The following is a 14,064-nucleotide window of genomic DNA, read 5'->3' as shown; positions in this document are numbered from 1 at the left end:
AAATAATACGCCAGAAACAAAAAGGGCCGCTTACGCGACCCTTTGAGGAGAAACTCAGCCGGAATGCTGTTATTTCTTCCCTTCTACCCATTTACCGTCAACGAAGAACGCGGACCAGCCGGTCGCCTTACCGTCTTTCTCCGCAGCAACGTATTGCTGCTTGGTTTTACGGCTGAAACGAACCATCGACTTGTTGCCGTCCGGGTCAGTCTGCGGCGCATCTGCCAGATAGCGCAGTTTTTCCGGCAGACGATCGCGGAAGCGGTACAACTCTTCAACCAGTGGCGCACGTGTCTCACGTGATTTCGGGAACGTATTTGCCGCCAGGAAGATACCTGCAGCACCATCACGTAACACGAAATACGCATCAGATTTTTCACACGGCAGTTCTGGCAACGGAACCGGATCCTCTTTCGGTGGAGCAACTTCACCGTTACGCAGGATCTTACGGGTATTTTTGCACTCGTCGTTGGTACACGCCATGTACTTGCCGAAACGTCCCATTTTCAGGTGCATTTCAGAGCCACATTTCTCGCACTCAACAATAGGACCGTCATAACCCTTGATGCGGAATTCGCCTTCTTCGATCTCATAGCCGTCGCAGGTAGGGTTATTACCACATACATGCAGCTTGCGCTTAGGATCGATAAGGTAGCTGTCCATCGCCGTGCCGCACTTCTGGCAGCGACGTTTGGCGCGCAAAGCGTTGGTTTCCGCATCGTCGCCTTCCAGCACGTTCAGCACTTCGTTTTCCGGCACCAGGTTAATGGTGGTTTTGCAACGCTCTTTCGGGGAAAGCGCATAGCCAGAACAACCCAGGAAAACGCCGGTGCTGGCGGTACGAATACCCATCTTGCGACCGCAGGTTGGGCAATCAATGCTGGTCAGCACCATCTGGTTCGGACGCATACCGCCCTCTTCAGGATCTTTCTCGGCTTTATCCAGTTGCTGAGTAAAATCAGTGAAGAAGTTGTCGAGTACGCCCTTCCATTCGGCTTCGTGATTTGCCACCTGGTCGAGGCTGTCTTCCATCTGCGCGGTAAAGTCGTAGTTCATCAGTTCGCGGAAGTTTTCTTCCAGACGATCGGTGACGATTTCACCCATTTTTTCAGCGTAGAAGCGACGGTTCTCAACGCGAACATAACCGCGATCCTGAATCGTAGAAATGATCGACGCATACGTGGATGGGCGACCAATACCACGTTTTTCAAGCTCTTTAACCAGCGAAGCTTCACTGAAGCGCGCAGGCGGTTTGGTAAAGTGTTGCGCAGGTGTCAGTTCGATGAGCGTCAACGTATCGCCTTTATCCACCGCTGGTAAAATGCGGTCTTCATCGCCCTTACGCAGCGCAGGCATCACTTTCGTCCAGCCATCGAAGCGCAGAATACGACCACGCGCCTTCAGACGGAAATCACCCGCGCCCACCGTCAGCGTGGTGGAATCATATTTAGCAGGTGTCATCTGACAGGCAACAAACTGGCGCCAGATCAGCTGATACAGTTTTTGCGCATCGGCTTCCATATCTTTCAGCGATTCCGCCTGAACGGCGACATCGGAAGGACGGATAGCTTCGTGCGCTTCCTGCGAGTTCTCTTTGCTGGCGTACTGGTTCGCGCTCTCCGGCAGATACTTTTTGCCGAAATTATCGCTGATGTAATCGCGAACCATGTTCACCGCATCCTGGCTCAGGTTGGTTGAGTCAGTACGCATATAAGTGATGTAGCCCGCTTCATACAAGCGCTGCGCCATCATCATGGTTTTCTTCACGCCGAAACCCAGACGCGTGCTGGCGGCCTGCTGTAGCGTGGAGGTGATGAACGGCGCACCCGGCTTGCTGCTAGTCGGCTTATCTTCGCGTTCCAGAACGCTGTAGCGCGCTTTTTCCAACAGGCTAACGGCGGCAAGTGTTTGTTCCCGGTTGACCGGACGGAACGGTTTATCATTCTGATGCGTCACCTCAAGCGGTAACGCGTCACCGCCTGGCGTGGTCGTGTTAGCATCAATTTCCCAGAACTCTTCAGGAACGAATGCTTTGATTTCGCGTTCACGCTCAACCACCAGACGCACGGCAACCGACTGTACGCGGCCTGCTGACAGGCCTCGCGCAATTTTTTTCCACAGCAGCGGCGACACCATATAGCCCACAACACGGTCCATAAAGCGGCGCGCCTGTTGCGCATTGACGCGGTCGATGTTCAGCTCGCCCGGCTTTTCAAACGCCTGACGAATAGCGTTTTTGGTAATTTCGTTAAACACCACGCGACTGTAGCGGGTGTCGTCGCCGCCGATCACTTCCCGCAGGTGCCACGCAATGGCTTCCCCTTCGCGGTCAAGGTCGGTTGCGAGATAGATGTGGTCGGCTTTTTCAGCCAGTTGCTTCAGTTCAGAAACAACTTTTTCTTTACCGGGCAGCACTTCATAGCGCGCATCCCAGTTGTGCCACGGGTCAACACCCATACGATTGACGAGAGCGCCACGTTCATCCTTTTTGGGCTTTTTAGCCGTTTTGGTGGAGGTTGAGTCGGCGCTCTTTTTAGTTGCTGAGCCACTGGTCGGCAAATCACGGATATGACCGACGCTGGATTTCACCACGTAGTCATTACCCAGATACTTGTTGATCGTTTTGGCTTTTGCCGGGGACTCAACGATGACAAGAGCTTTACCCATATTCACCTTTACCTAATTTGATTCTTCCAGAATGCGTCGCACGTTGATTCACCTTCCACTGGCGACGAGACATCGATATGGTCTCTGCGTCGGCGGATATCAACCCTTAAACTGATTCGCGCTTGTAATGTAACTCTCATGTAACTGAGTTAACAGGCTTTTTCGCTCACAAACGCTATAGCACGACGGAGTATTGGTCGAATGTCAAGCAAATCTGTTGCCAGATTGACGAAAGCGTCACACTGTACCTGATAAAATGCGTTACGCAACTTTATTAGCATGCAAAAACAAATCTCGCCACTTGCAACACTGTCGTAAGACCTTCATTTAAGTCAGGGAATATTTGCCCATAAGCCGGGCTCGGCGTAGACTAATGTCCTTGTTTAAGGAGTAAATAATGCATAAAGACACTCAACCCATCGATCGCGAAACACTGCTGATTGAAGCCAACAAAATCATTCGTGAGCATGAGGACACGCTGGCGGGGATTGTCGCCACCGGCGTAACGCAGCGAAATGGCGTGCTGGTTTTCAGCGGAGATTACTTTTTAGACGAGCAAGGGCTACCGACGCCAAAAAGTACGGCGGTGTTTAATATGTTTAAACATCTGGCGCACGTACTTTCTGAAAAGTATCACTTGATCGATTAACACGAGAAATGATTTGCCGGATGACGGCTGCGCCTCATCCGGCAATTACAATTTTACATCAGCGGTTTTTGTCCTCGCTGCCACCAACGCATCAGTAGACGATCGGCGCTCTCGGCGGCACTGCCGGTAAAACGGTCCATCAGTTTTTTACGCTGCAGATAACGTACGTTCAATACGTCACGACCGTCCATCAGCCCGAGGATCACCTCATCGCTGGTATTGATCTCATCCACCAGCCCGTTGGCCAGCGCCTGTTGACCAAACCAGTGTTCACCCGTGGCAACCTGCTCAATGTCCAGAGCCGGACGCATGCGCTGTACAAAATCTTTAAACAGATGATGGGTTTCGTTCAGGTCTTCGCGGAATTTCTGCCGCCCTTCTTCCGTGTTTTCACCAAGTAAGGTCAGCGTACGCTTGTACTGTCCGGCGGTGTGCAGTTCGATATCAATATCTTTCCCTTTCAGGAAGCGGTGAAAGTTCGGGATCTGTGCCACAACGCCAATAGAGCCGACAATAGCAAACGGCGCCGAGACAATTTTATCCGCCACGCAGGCCATCATATATCCGCCGCTCGCAGCGACTTTATCTACCGTAACGGTCAGCGGGATCTGCTTATCGCGCAGACGTTGTAACTGGGACGCGGCCAGTCCATAGCCGTGTACTACGCCGCCCGGACTTTCCAGACGAACCACGACCTGATCCTGGGGTTTAACGACCGCCAGCACTGCCGTCACCTCTTCGCGTAATGCGCTGACCTCATGGGCATCCATACTGGCTTTAAAATCAAGTACCCATACCCGTGGTTTATCAGATGACGTACTGTCTCCCAGTTTCGCTTTTGCCTTAGCGGCCTTCGCCTCAAGCTTGTGTTTCTTTTTCTGCGCCTTATGCCAGAATTTTTGCTGATGCCCATCCAATAAGGCCAGCGACAGGTCTTCTTTCATCTCTTTATATTGATCGCTGAGATTAATAACCCGCAATTCCCCACGCTGACGTTTGCGTTGTGTCGCGTTTACGATCAGCATAACTACCACCGCAATAGCCACCACGACAGTGACAATTTTTGCCAAAAACAACCCATATTCAGACAACAATTCCACGTGACCCACCTTGGTTAAACAACGCTACTTTCGCTCAGTGTACAACAGCCTTGTTAACCCGTCTTGCTTCATCCATTCAGTAAAAAGCATGACAACGCGTTCATTTTGCGGTGTTATTGCCTTTGGCTGATTGAAAAAGAACAGGGTTTAAGGCATAAAGCCCAAAAGTTATCGCGAACGAGATGGCCAGGACGTCGCCGAGGAGTAGCCGTGCATTATCAACCGAAACAAGATCTTCTACAGGACCGCATTATTCTGGTCACCGGTGCCAGCGATGGTATCGGGCGTGAAGCCGCACAGACCTACGCGCGTTACGGCGCGACCGTGATTCTGTTAGGGCGTAACGAAGAAAAACTGCGTCAGGTTGCCCGCTCCATCGCCGAAGAAAAAGGTACGCAACCACACTGGTTCACGCTGGATCTGCTCACCTGTACGTCTGACGAATGCCACCAGCTCGCACAGCGCATTGCCGCGCATTTCCCGCGTCTGGATGGCGTATTGCATAATGCCGGATTGCTCGGTGACATTTGCCCGATGAGCGAGCAAAACCCGCAGGTATGGCAGGACGTGATGCAGGTAAACGTAAACGCCACCTTTATGCTGACTCAGGCATTGTTACCGTTGTTGCTCAAATCCGATGCCGGATCGCTGGTCTTTACCTCCTCCAGCGTCGGTCGCCAGGGGCGCGCCAACTGGGGGGCATACGCCACCTCCAAATTTGCTACCGAAGGAATGATGCAGGTTCTGGCTGATGAATATCAGAACCGCCACCTGCGCGTAAACTGTATCAATCCTGGTGGAACGCGTACCGGCATGCGAGCCAGCGCGTTCCCGACGGAAGATCCGCAAAAATTGAAAACCCCCGCCGATATTATGCCGCTCTACCTGTGGCTGATGGGCGATGACAGCCGCCGTAAAACCGGTATGACTTTCGATGCCCAGCCGGGCCGTAAACCAGGAATCGCCCAATGAGTGAAGAACGCTATCAGCAGCGCCAGCAGCGCGTAAAAGACCGGGTTGACGCCCGTGTTGCCGCCGCCATAGACGAGCGCGGGATTATTATTGTGTTCACCGGAAATGGTAAGGGTAAAACCACTGCCGCGTTCGGTACCGCCACGCGCGCAGTAGGCCACGGTAAAAAAGTCGGCGTAGTGCAATTTATTAAGGGGACGTGGCCAAACGGTGAACGAAACTTACTCGAACCCCACGGCGTTGAGTTTCAGGTCATGGCGACAGGATTTACCTGGGAAACGCAGAACCGCGAGTCGGACACCGCAGCCTGCATGGCCGTATGGGAACACGGCAAGCGGATGCTGGCCGACGCTGAGCTGGATATGGTGATACTGGACGAGCTGACCTACATGGTTGCATACGACTATCTGCCGCTCGACGAGGTCATCAATGCCCTAAACGCGCGCCCTGCCCATCAAACGGTCATTATCACCGGTCGTGGATGTCATCGCGATATTCTGGAGTTAGCGGATACGGTCAGCGAGCTGCGGCCGGTTAAGCACGCCTTTGAAGCGGGTGTGAAAGCCCAGATGGGGATCGATTACTGACAGTAGGCCGGATAAGGCGCTTACGCCGCATCCGGCTCCACGCTAACGCCTGATGGCGCGTTGCTTATCAGGCCTACTCATGATTAACCGTTGTTGCTGCGACCGCCCGGACGACGGCTGCCGCCAACCTGAGAGTGGCGCTTCACCGCACGGCGGATCTGGTTTGCCTTCATACGGCGACGATCTTTCTCGACGGCAACTTTAGAGGTGGTTTCCGGCTTCAATTCCACCAGTTCACGCAAATAGTTGGTCTGCGCGAGGTCAAGTTCCGTCCAGCCGCCACGCGGCAGGCCTTTCGGCAGTGGGATATCACCGTAACGTACACGGATAAGACGACTTACCTGCACACCCACGGCTTCCCACAGGCGACGGACTTCACGGTTACGCCCTTCGGTCAACGTGACGTTATACCACTGGTTGATCCCTTCACCGCCGCTGAACTTGATCGTTTTAAATGCGGCCGGACCATCTTCCAGCTGCACGCCACGACTCAGATCGCGCAGTTTTGCGTCATCAACCTGACCAAACACACGCACCGCATATTCACGTTCAACTTCGCGGCTTGGGTGCATCAGACGGTTCGCCAGTTCGCCATCGGTGGTAAACAGCAGTAAACCACAGGTATTCACGTCCAGACGTCCCACGGCAATCCAGCGCGCATCGCGCAGTTTTGGCAGACGATCAAACACGGTCGGACGACCTTCCGGGTCGTTACGGGTACACAGTTCACCTTCTGGCTTGTAATAAGCCAGAACACGGCAGATTTGCTCCGCAGATTCTTTCACCGAAATCAGATGACCGTCGATACGGATTTTCAGACCCGGCGTAACTTCAACGCGATCGCCGAGCGTGGCAATTTTGCCATCAACGCTCACGCGACCCGCGGCAATTATGGATTCAATTTCACGGCGAGAACCGTGGCCAGCGCGCGCCAGCACTTTTTGTAACTTTTCGCTCATAGAGCTTCCTTTAGATGTCGCCTTCACAGGCGTCTGATATACTTTTTAAAACAACGAGTTAGCAAAAGATTCAACTTAACTCACTGATCTATAACTCTTTCATGGTACACAGCATGGCAAACAACGTGTCACACAAGCTGTCACACACAATGATTCGTGGGCGCACATATTACACTAACTTTAGACTAAATGATTCAACAACTTTTGTGCGCTTAAGTCTCGGTACTGATAGCCTAAAGCAAGCAGAAGTGATCATGAATCAGATCCGCCCTTTCATTCCCCTTGTGCAGAATGGAACGATGAACCTCGATGAGTTCAAACGCAAAATGCAGGGCTACCGAGCCGCCACTAAGCAGGACTTTGACAACTATCTTCTTCATGCACTCGAAAGGGATGTTGACGAAGTGAAGCGTCTGCCTGAGTTAGGACAATGGCACAGAAACATGAATCCTGACCATCCTTTAACAGCTTCTGATACGATTGAGGCAGCTCAAGGTTACTCAGAAGCACACTTCCAGCGCATGATGAATGGTAGCAATCAAATGGCAAACGAAGTGCTTGCAAGTCTTCACATGGAGAAACTTGAACTTTCCAAGGATGATTTGCCCCTTGCTAATCAAGTGGGCGCTGCTCTTGATATGAGCCGCGCGACCGTCGCGCAAGCCTATGAAGCATTCTTTTCGAATGATCTGCTACGATATCGCCAACTTATTGCCACACTGCAAGCTCAGTTAGAAGAGCAGAAACTGAAATCCTCACCGCAAAGTATTGTTCAAGCAAACCAGTCTTTATCAACGGAATTCAAAGACACTGCAAGCCAGGAAATCAAACTATCCGAAGCATGGACTCGGTATGTTGAAGAAAAAGGTCAAAAATGGCGTGCAAACATTGCTAACGAGAACCAGCGTTTCTTTGATGTACTGATTTACGTTGTTGGTGATAAACCGATTGATCGGGTTACAAAGCAAGATATTCGTGAAGCGCTGAAAGTGACCGAAAACTTACCTACTCGTATTAAGCTGCCATACAAGCATCTATCTTTGCCTGAATGCATTGATTATGACGTTCCAGAGGAAGACCTGATCAGTAGTCAGCATGTTGTAAAACATCTCAAGATCTGGCGCTCGCTTTTTAAAACTTACCTCGTTGACACCAAAGACCTGTTAGAGAAATCCCCTACCGACGGAATCTCATTTGAGGTGAAGCCAAACCGTAGAGGCCATTTCAGTAACGCTGAGTTGAGTAAACTTAAGACCAAGCTGTTCTCACTGGAAAATAACGATTGGCGCAAATGGTACTTCCTTACCCTCATTTATACTGGTGCTCGACGTGGTGAGATTGCCTCTATCAGAAAGCGGGACATTCGTTTAGATGAAGAAACTTCACGCTGGTACATTTTTATAGAAGATGGGAAAACCGAACAAGCCCAACGCCAGATACCACTCCATAGGATTTTAGAGTCAGGTTTGCGCAATCTTGCCGAAACTCTTAATGATAGCGATCTAATTTTCTTTGACTTACCTAACTACACTACCACTACAGAAGAATGGGCTAAGTTGATGAATGAAACTGGTGTTCCTGATTATGATGAGTTTGGACTAAAAAGGCGTATACATAGCCTTCGTCACACTTTCGTGAGCCATTGCCTTGCATCTGGAAGCGTATCTTTACCTTTGATGCAGTTTGTTGTCGGTCATTCAAGGACACAGAGTTTAGGTGTAACGTCCATTTATACACACCGCCCATCACTAAAAAACCTGCTTTGTGTGGTTGACTTCCAGAAGTGAAAAAGGGGCTTACGCCCCTTTTCTGTATCAGTCACTACCTAAAACATTCCGAGATTCAGTTTTGCGTTCTGTTTTTCTACGTCGTTCAAAGGTGCGGATTACATCCCAGATAAACAGGAACAACAGATACCAGTAAAGCGCGGTGATCATACGCGAGTGTCCTGGTTCCAGTAGGTTGCTACCGTCCTCAGAGACACCGCCATTTCTTCCGCAGCCTTTTTCTGAGTTAGTCCTTGCGCCTTGTATTCCAGAACCTTCAAACGCGTTTCATGCTGCTTTCCAGCTTTCTTGATTCCAAGGCATTCGATGGTTGAGCCAGGGAAGTAATGGTTTTTGAGGTATTCCGCTGCCGCCATGTCGGGAACGACAAACACGAGAGGGTGATCGGTATCAGTGTTGCGAATGGATGTTCGGCTAAGAAACTGGTAGCACCGTTCAAAATACATTGCCTGCCGCTTCTTCTCCATCACCGTTTCAAAATCCCAACCGATACGTTCGCAATAGTCTGCCCATCGCTTACGGTCTTTATCGCCCAGATTTGCACATCCGAGGAACACGGCACAATGAATGCTCTGATAGCTGTTTATCCCGTAGCTGGACATTGAAACGTCAACACCACCCATGCGATCACCAAGTTCAGTGAGTCCAATGGTCTTAAAATCGCAGATAGCTTTGTCGTTGTTGGTTGCAAAGATAAAATCCTTTCCGACGATTTGGCGTATTTCCCTCAAGTGGTTGTTAAAGATATTAGCGAGTTCTGACTGCCCCGCTCTTTTGATATCTTCTGAGAGGACAGCAACGATTTTGATAGGCACGTTTTTATGTTTGCGTCTCTCGGGATCAGGCTGAAGGTGTTCACCCGCTTCCTGAACCGCCATCTGAGCGACGTTCTCTGCCATCCAGACAAACCCACTGCGATTCACGCCAGCGCCGAGCACAGTGAAGCTCTTCGCCCATGTTGCGGCCTTCAGTATCGGATTATAGGTGTAGGCAAAGAAGCTGTATGACGAATCACATTCGGTGTGCATCACACCACAACCGTCGAGCGCCACGTAAAGAACCTTCTTCAAGTTATCACTGTTAGCGTGCTTCTCGTGGTAATACTTGTACAGATTGTCGTAGTGCTCTTCGCGCAGGTACAGAAGCCCGTTTCGTTCTTCCAGCCATTCCAGGAATGGGAAGTTTTCTGCCGTCCTGTCAGCATGACGGATCGTTGCTTCTGCTCCAAACCAGCCATCAGGGATCTCGTCAATCACCACATTGTGTTCTGCCAGTAGAGAACGCATCTCAAGATTGAACGTAGCGAGGTGGCAGTAGTTGGTGAAACATTCATGGGTTGTTATCACAACATTTATCTGGAAGCTATCAGCCAAAGTACTTTTCAGGTTGAGAGTCGCCCCTTCAACGAAAATGTGATGGTTTGAGATTCTAAAATGATTCAGATCTTGCTTGAACTGATCGGCTAAAGCGTGGGTTGGTACTACGATTAAGAACTTTTCTGGGACAGCTTCGTTCTTGAAGCTCAGGATGTACTCTTTCAGACGGTGGCTCTTTCCTGAGCCGCAAATCGCATTAACGAAGTTTACTACTGGTTTCTTTTCGGTCATTCGGTTCCTCTCGGTTTAGGACTGCTGTTATTAATTCACTCACCAGCGCAGCGGCTGACTTGTCTTCACGGTTGGCACGTTCAACAAGCGCCTTGTGGGTTTCATCGGTGAATCGGATGTTCATTCGGTTGTTCCTCGTTACGTAAACTCTCTTGAAGCTGCTCAATGCGGTAGCTGATCAAGGCCACCCTGAACATCTTGCGTCGTTCGTCGGAGAGATTTTTGTTGTGGGAGTATTGCTGGCAAATCTTGGGAAGGAGCTTTCCGCTACGCAGAGCTTCGAGCACATCAGTTTTCGTTTGGTACATGTACCTCCTTATTATTACGATTGTTAACTACCTACTATTCATTGTACATCAAATCGGTTGCAAAGTCAACTATTTTGTGATCATTTTCAACATGTTAATAAAACAAGCACGATTTGAGATTGCATTTAACATAAATAAATGTTAGTTTTGCCAACCTTTATTTGAACGCTTCTTTTTAAAAAAACAAGCGAATAAAAAATGAACGTTAACAACTCAACTATGAGGATTTATTGACTACAAAACATACAGGAGGATTAATATGACAGATAACCAGGGACTTTCCCCAACCGAAGTTGAAGCACTCTTCACGGAGACATTTACCACCCACTCCAGCACTACCCCAACGCAAGTAACGAACACCATCGAACAGATGTTTGATAGTCTCGTGCCGTATTTCACCGAAGTAACGCATCCACAGAAACGCAGCAGACACCCCAAGGTGCTGACTTTCACCACCGATCATAAACAGATGTGGGCATACCTCAGAAGCCAACAGAGCGAGATAGCCGGATGTGTGATGTTCGACCTAAGTTGTGCGGCCCGTGACCTCGGTATGACGCAAAAACGAGTGATTACCGTCATTGGCGATCTGGAAAATGCGGGCTGGATAATCTGTCGGGACATTGGCAACCCCGGCACTGGAACCTATCAGATCACCATCCAGGACATTGAAACCATCGTTTCATTATGTAGCTCCATTACTTACGCCCAGCCGACTACCCTAACGATGGATGCGTTAAGAGGCGCTCGCCTGCTCCATTAAGTCGCTAACGCGGCGGCAGCTCCGATAATGTTAGCAATGAGATTTCCGGCTTATTATGCAAGTAAGCCGATCTTATGGCTATGCCATTTGCACAAGTAACCTGATACAGAGGGTGCAGAAAAGTCTAAAGTCTCTTTAGAGTTATTTGCATCTTCGGTAAAAGTGAAGGCTTACAATGGAACACTATCGGTGTGGAGTGGTTGCATAAACTCATTTTTTTAAGCGTATCTTGCACAGTTAACGCATGGGCGAGTTGTACGAGCACATAAAATGGAATCAATAACTGTTTATTATTTAAACAGTAGTTAGCGGTTTTGTTGGTTTTAATGTTCATTATGTGAGCAATGCGAGCATAGCAGATTACTTTTACAGGAGAATCACTCCTTAAAATCGCTTCTGGTGCAAAGGTTGCTCTCCTGTAATTGATATCTTTCATGCTCCGCATTACATGCTACTCATGCAGCATACTTTTCATGGTCGCAGTGCTCACCATGAAACAACTCTCCATAGAGCCGGAAAAGTTGACTAAATTACAAGCGATAATCAACTAATAAATGATGATTATTAATAGGTTTAATCTATGCTAATTCTACTCATATTAACCAGTCTATAACACTCTTACAGCGCTTTAACCTATTGATGAAAATCCCTCCACCCCTTATTCTATAAGGGTTTCAGCACAATCGAAGAAAAAAACATGATTCTTTTGCTAAGCAACTCCACCTAACTTGGAAATTTAAACAAACCTATATTTTAAGCCCCCTTCACTCTGAATCTACAGTATCAAACGTCTTCGCATACGGGCATTTTCCTTTGGTAACGTAGGTGAACAGATAGATGCTGTTTTCGTAGGTGCAAAGCGTCTTACCATTCTCGGTCGTATCCTGCTGGGGATCGGTCATTGTGATCTGTCCTGCTGCTGCCATCTGTGAAACCAGTAACCCAAATATCACTATCAGTGCTCTTCTCACTGCATTTCTCCTGTGCATGCTCTTTCGTCTATCAAGACTCATCCATAGCGAAGAACTGTGCAAGACATTATAGTTTCAACATTGATCAATTTTATCGATCGATAAATGATAAACCGATCGTTTTTATCAATTGATGGTTTTATACTGATTCCCGATGAATGTCTAACACCAATCGAAAAAAGGAACGCTATGAAGGGGATAACTCTTGCTGCACTCTTACTGCTGCCTCTGTCAACTTATGCAAGCTCCTATCAATGTGAAGCTCTTCAGCAAGGGCAACTGGGTAGCAATGGGAAGACAGTCACAGCACAATCCAGCATTGAAATTGATGGTTCTCAGATGCACTTCAGTTTAAATATGATCTTGACCCTCCATCTCCGAACAGCTTTTGTATCTTAAGTTAACGATGTCCGCTGCCGCCGGTATTCCCTCGGGGAGTGATATCCCAGCGCGCTGTGCGGGTGGTTTTCATTGTAATGCGTGAACGCTACTGCAAGGTTTCGCAGTGCTGTTCTCACATCCGGTTTTGGCATGAACGCGATATAGTCTTCTTTCATCGTTTTCACGAACCGTTCGGCCATGCCATTACTCTGCGGGCTGCTCACCGCTGTTGTGCAGGGCTCCAGATTCAGCTCTCTCGCGAACCTCCGCGTTTCATACGCGGTATACGCTGAACCGTTATCCGTCAGCCACTGCACCGCTGTGTCGGGCAACCTGTCGCCGAAGCGCTTTTCCACCGACCTCAGCATCACATCCTGCACGGTCGAACTGTCATAGCCTCCCGTGCTTGCTGCCCAGTCTATGGCCTCACGGTCGCAGCAGTCCAGCGCGAACGTTACCCGCAGTTTTTCGCCGTTGTCGCAGCCGAACTCGAAGCCATCTGAACACCAGCGCATATCGCTTTCTGCCACCGCTATCTTGCCCTTATGTTCACGCTTCGGTCGCTCTGGTTTGTGATGCAACAACAACAGGTTATGCTCACGCATTATCCTGTAAAGCCGTTTGGCATTCACAGGTAGCTGTCCCTCTGTGCGACGTTGCTTGCGCAGGATGCCCCACACGCGTCGATAACCATAACTCGGCATATCGCTGATAATGTTGAGGATAGCCGACAGTATTTCTGCGTCTGCTTCTTCATTACGCCGGTTACAGCGCCTGTCCTGCCAGTCGGCAGAACGGTTAATCCGCAGTGACAGTTGCGCACGCGACACGCCCATGGTCCGGCAGACCATGGCTATTCCCCGTCCTTTGGCAACAAGGGCGCGTGCGCTATCCATTTTCGCGACTGACCGTACTCCACGGCTTCTTTCAGGATCTCAACTTCCATCGTCTTCTTGCCCAGAAGGCGCTGAAGCTCCCGGACCTGCTTCAGAGCAGCAGTAAGCTCAGAAGCAGGAACGACTTCCTCTCCAGCCGCAACGGCGGTGAGGCTGCCTTCCTGATATTGCTTCTTCCACTTAAACAGCAGGCTGGGCTGGATACCATGCAGGCGGGCGACATGGGAGACATTCATACCCGGCTCCATCGTCTGCTGGATAATGGCGATCTTCTCCTGAGGAGTTTTACGTTTACGGACTTCTTGCCCTAACAGGATCCCGGTCATCTCAAAATTGGCGTTAGTGTTAGACATATATTCAAGCCTATCTCTTATCTGGAGATACAGCTACTGTCCGGTGTTTCAGGGGGCTACATCA

At 49.6% G+C, this 14,064-nt stretch carries 12 protein-coding genes and 1 pseudogene; 6 read left to right on the top strand and 7 right to left on the bottom strand.

All coding sequences use genetic code 11. The features are described 5' to 3' along the window. Window positions 1–69: 69 nt before the first annotated feature. Window positions 70–2,667: a type I DNA topoisomerase gene (gene topA, locus OGV38_RS14915; protein WP_016153252.1), complete on the bottom strand. Its 2,598-nt coding sequence runs from the start codon at window positions 2,665–2,667 to the stop codon at window positions 70–72. 397 nt (window positions 2,668–3,064) lie between these two features. Between topA and OGV38_RS14910 the strand changes: the two genes are divergently transcribed. Then, window positions 3,065–3,316, top strand: coding sequence for a YciN family protein (locus OGV38_RS14910; protein ID WP_003020616.1), 252 nt, complete (start codon window positions 3,065–3,067; stop codon window positions 3,314–3,316). A 53-nt stretch (window positions 3,317–3,369) separates the two neighbouring features. Here OGV38_RS14910 and sohB read toward each other — a convergent pair whose 3' ends face one another. Continuing rightward, window positions 3,370–4,416, bottom strand: a complete 1,047-nt coding sequence (sohB, locus tag OGV38_RS14905; protein ID WP_286473836.1) for a protease SohB — start codon at window positions 4,414–4,416, stop codon at window positions 3,370–3,372. Between the two features lie 210 nt (window positions 4,417–4,626). On the opposite strand from sohB, the gene OGV38_RS14900 reads away from it, so the two are divergent. Both OGV38_RS14900 and cobO read left to right on the top strand, forming a co-directional pair. After that, complete coding sequence (locus OGV38_RS14900) at window positions 4,627–5,388, top strand: YciK family oxidoreductase (RefSeq protein ID WP_016156651.1); 762 nt, start codon at window positions 4,627–4,629, stop codon at window positions 5,386–5,388. Beyond that, window positions 5,385–5,975: a cob(I)yrinic acid a,c-diamide adenosyltransferase gene (gene cobO / locus OGV38_RS14895; RefSeq protein WP_016156652.1), complete on the top strand. Its 591-nt coding sequence runs from the start codon at window positions 5,385–5,387 to the stop codon at window positions 5,973–5,975. The genes OGV38_RS14900 and cobO overlap by 4 nt, the downstream gene beginning before the upstream one ends. 83 nt (window positions 5,976–6,058) lie before the next feature. Here cobO and rluB read toward each other — a convergent pair whose 3' ends face one another. After that, a complete protein-coding gene (gene rluB, locus OGV38_RS14890) occupies window positions 6,059–6,934 on the bottom strand; it encodes a 23S rRNA pseudouridine(2605) synthase RluB (protein WP_006684306.1) in 876 nt (291 codons plus the stop codon). Between the two features lie 113 nt (window positions 6,935–7,047). Between rluB and OGV38_RS14885 the strand changes: the two genes are divergently transcribed. Continuing rightward, window positions 7,048–8,721, top strand: a complete 1,674-nt coding sequence (locus OGV38_RS14885; protein ID WP_286473833.1) for a tyrosine-type recombinase/integrase — start codon at window positions 7,048–7,050, stop codon at window positions 8,719–8,721. Between the two features lie 146 nt (window positions 8,722–8,867). On the opposite strand, the gene OGV38_RS14880 is transcribed toward OGV38_RS14885, so the two are convergent. Further along, a complete protein-coding gene (locus tag OGV38_RS14880; protein ID WP_048221071.1) occupies window positions 8,868–10,328 on the bottom strand; it encodes a DEAD/DEAH box helicase family protein in 1,461 nt (486 codons plus the stop codon). Window positions 10,329–10,429: 101 nt separating this feature from the next. Beyond that, complete coding sequence (locus tag OGV38_RS14875; protein ID WP_008324553.1) at window positions 10,430–10,636, bottom strand: hypothetical protein; 207 nt, start codon at window positions 10,634–10,636, stop codon at window positions 10,430–10,432. 259 nt (window positions 10,637–10,895) lie between these two features. Here OGV38_RS14875 and OGV38_RS14870 point away from each other — a divergent pair, with 259 nt between their 5' ends. Further along, window positions 10,896–11,399: a hypothetical protein gene (locus OGV38_RS14870; RefSeq protein WP_008324552.1), complete on the top strand. Its 504-nt coding sequence runs from the start codon at window positions 10,896–10,898 to the stop codon at window positions 11,397–11,399. A 764-nt stretch (window positions 11,400–12,163) separates the two neighbouring features. On the opposite strand, the gene OGV38_RS14865 is transcribed toward OGV38_RS14870, so the two are convergent. Continuing rightward, window positions 12,164–12,388, bottom strand: coding sequence for a hypothetical protein (locus OGV38_RS14865; protein ID WP_046275908.1), 225 nt, complete (start codon window positions 12,386–12,388; stop codon window positions 12,164–12,166). Between the two features lie 171 nt (window positions 12,389–12,559). On the opposite strand from OGV38_RS14865, the pseudogene OGV38_RS14860 reads away from it, so the two are divergent. Beyond that, window positions 12,560–12,727 (top strand): annotated as a pseudogene (locus OGV38_RS14860) (hypothetical protein); the annotation flags it as partial. Between the two features lie 38 nt (window positions 12,728–12,765). Here the strand turns inward: OGV38_RS14860 and OGV38_RS14855 are convergent. Beyond that, window positions 12,766–13,973, bottom strand: a protein-coding gene (locus OGV38_RS14855) for an IS3 family transposase (RefSeq protein WP_117086587.1) whose coding sequence is annotated in 2 segments (ribosomal slippage) — window positions 12,766–13,652 and window positions 13,652–13,973 — 1,209 coding nt in all. Because the reading frame shifts where the segments join, the coding sequence is not laid out codon by codon here. Between the last annotated feature and the right edge of the window lie 91 nt (window positions 13,974–14,064).

Origin of the sequence: Citrobacter sp. Cb080, from assembly GCF_030334745.1 — a bacterium.
Lineage (GTDB): Bacteria > Pseudomonadota > Gammaproteobacteria > Enterobacterales > Enterobacteriaceae > Citrobacter > Citrobacter braakii.
Note: the sequence above shows the minus strand (reverse complement) of the source record. Positions and strands in the feature narration are given on the sequence as shown.

Bases quoted from the DNA above. Each gene is read 5' to 3' on its own strand.
- topA (WP_016153252.1), bottom strand. From the start codon at position 2,667: ATGGGTAAAGCTCTTGTCATCGTTGAGTCCCCGGCAAAAGCCAAAACG.
- OGV38_RS14910 (WP_003020616.1), top strand. From the start codon at position 3,065: ATGCATAAAGACACTCAACCCATCGATCGCGAAACACTGCTGATTGAA.
- cobO (WP_016156652.1), top strand. From the start codon at position 5,385: ATGAGTGAAGAACGCTATCAGCAGCGCCAGCAGCGCGTAAAAGACCGG.
- rluB (WP_006684306.1), bottom strand. From the start codon at position 6,934: ATGAGCGAAAAGTTACAAAAAGTGCTGGCGCGCGCTGGCCACGGTTCT.
- OGV38_RS14885 (WP_286473833.1), top strand. From the start codon at position 7,048: ATGGCAAACAACGTGTCACACAAGCTGTCACACACAATGATTCGTGGG.
- OGV38_RS14880 (WP_048221071.1), bottom strand. From the start codon at position 10,328: ATGACCGAAAAGAAACCAGTAGTAAACTTCGTTAATGCGATTTGCGGC.
- OGV38_RS14875 (WP_008324553.1), bottom strand. From the start codon at position 10,636: ATGTACCAAACGAAAACTGATGTGCTCGAAGCTCTGCGTAGCGGAAAG.
- OGV38_RS14870 (WP_008324552.1), top strand. From the start codon at position 10,896: ATGACAGATAACCAGGGACTTTCCCCAACCGAAGTTGAAGCACTCTTC.
- OGV38_RS14865 (WP_046275908.1), bottom strand. From the start codon at position 12,388: ATGCACAGGAGAAATGCAGTGAGAAGAGCACTGATAGTGATATTTGGG.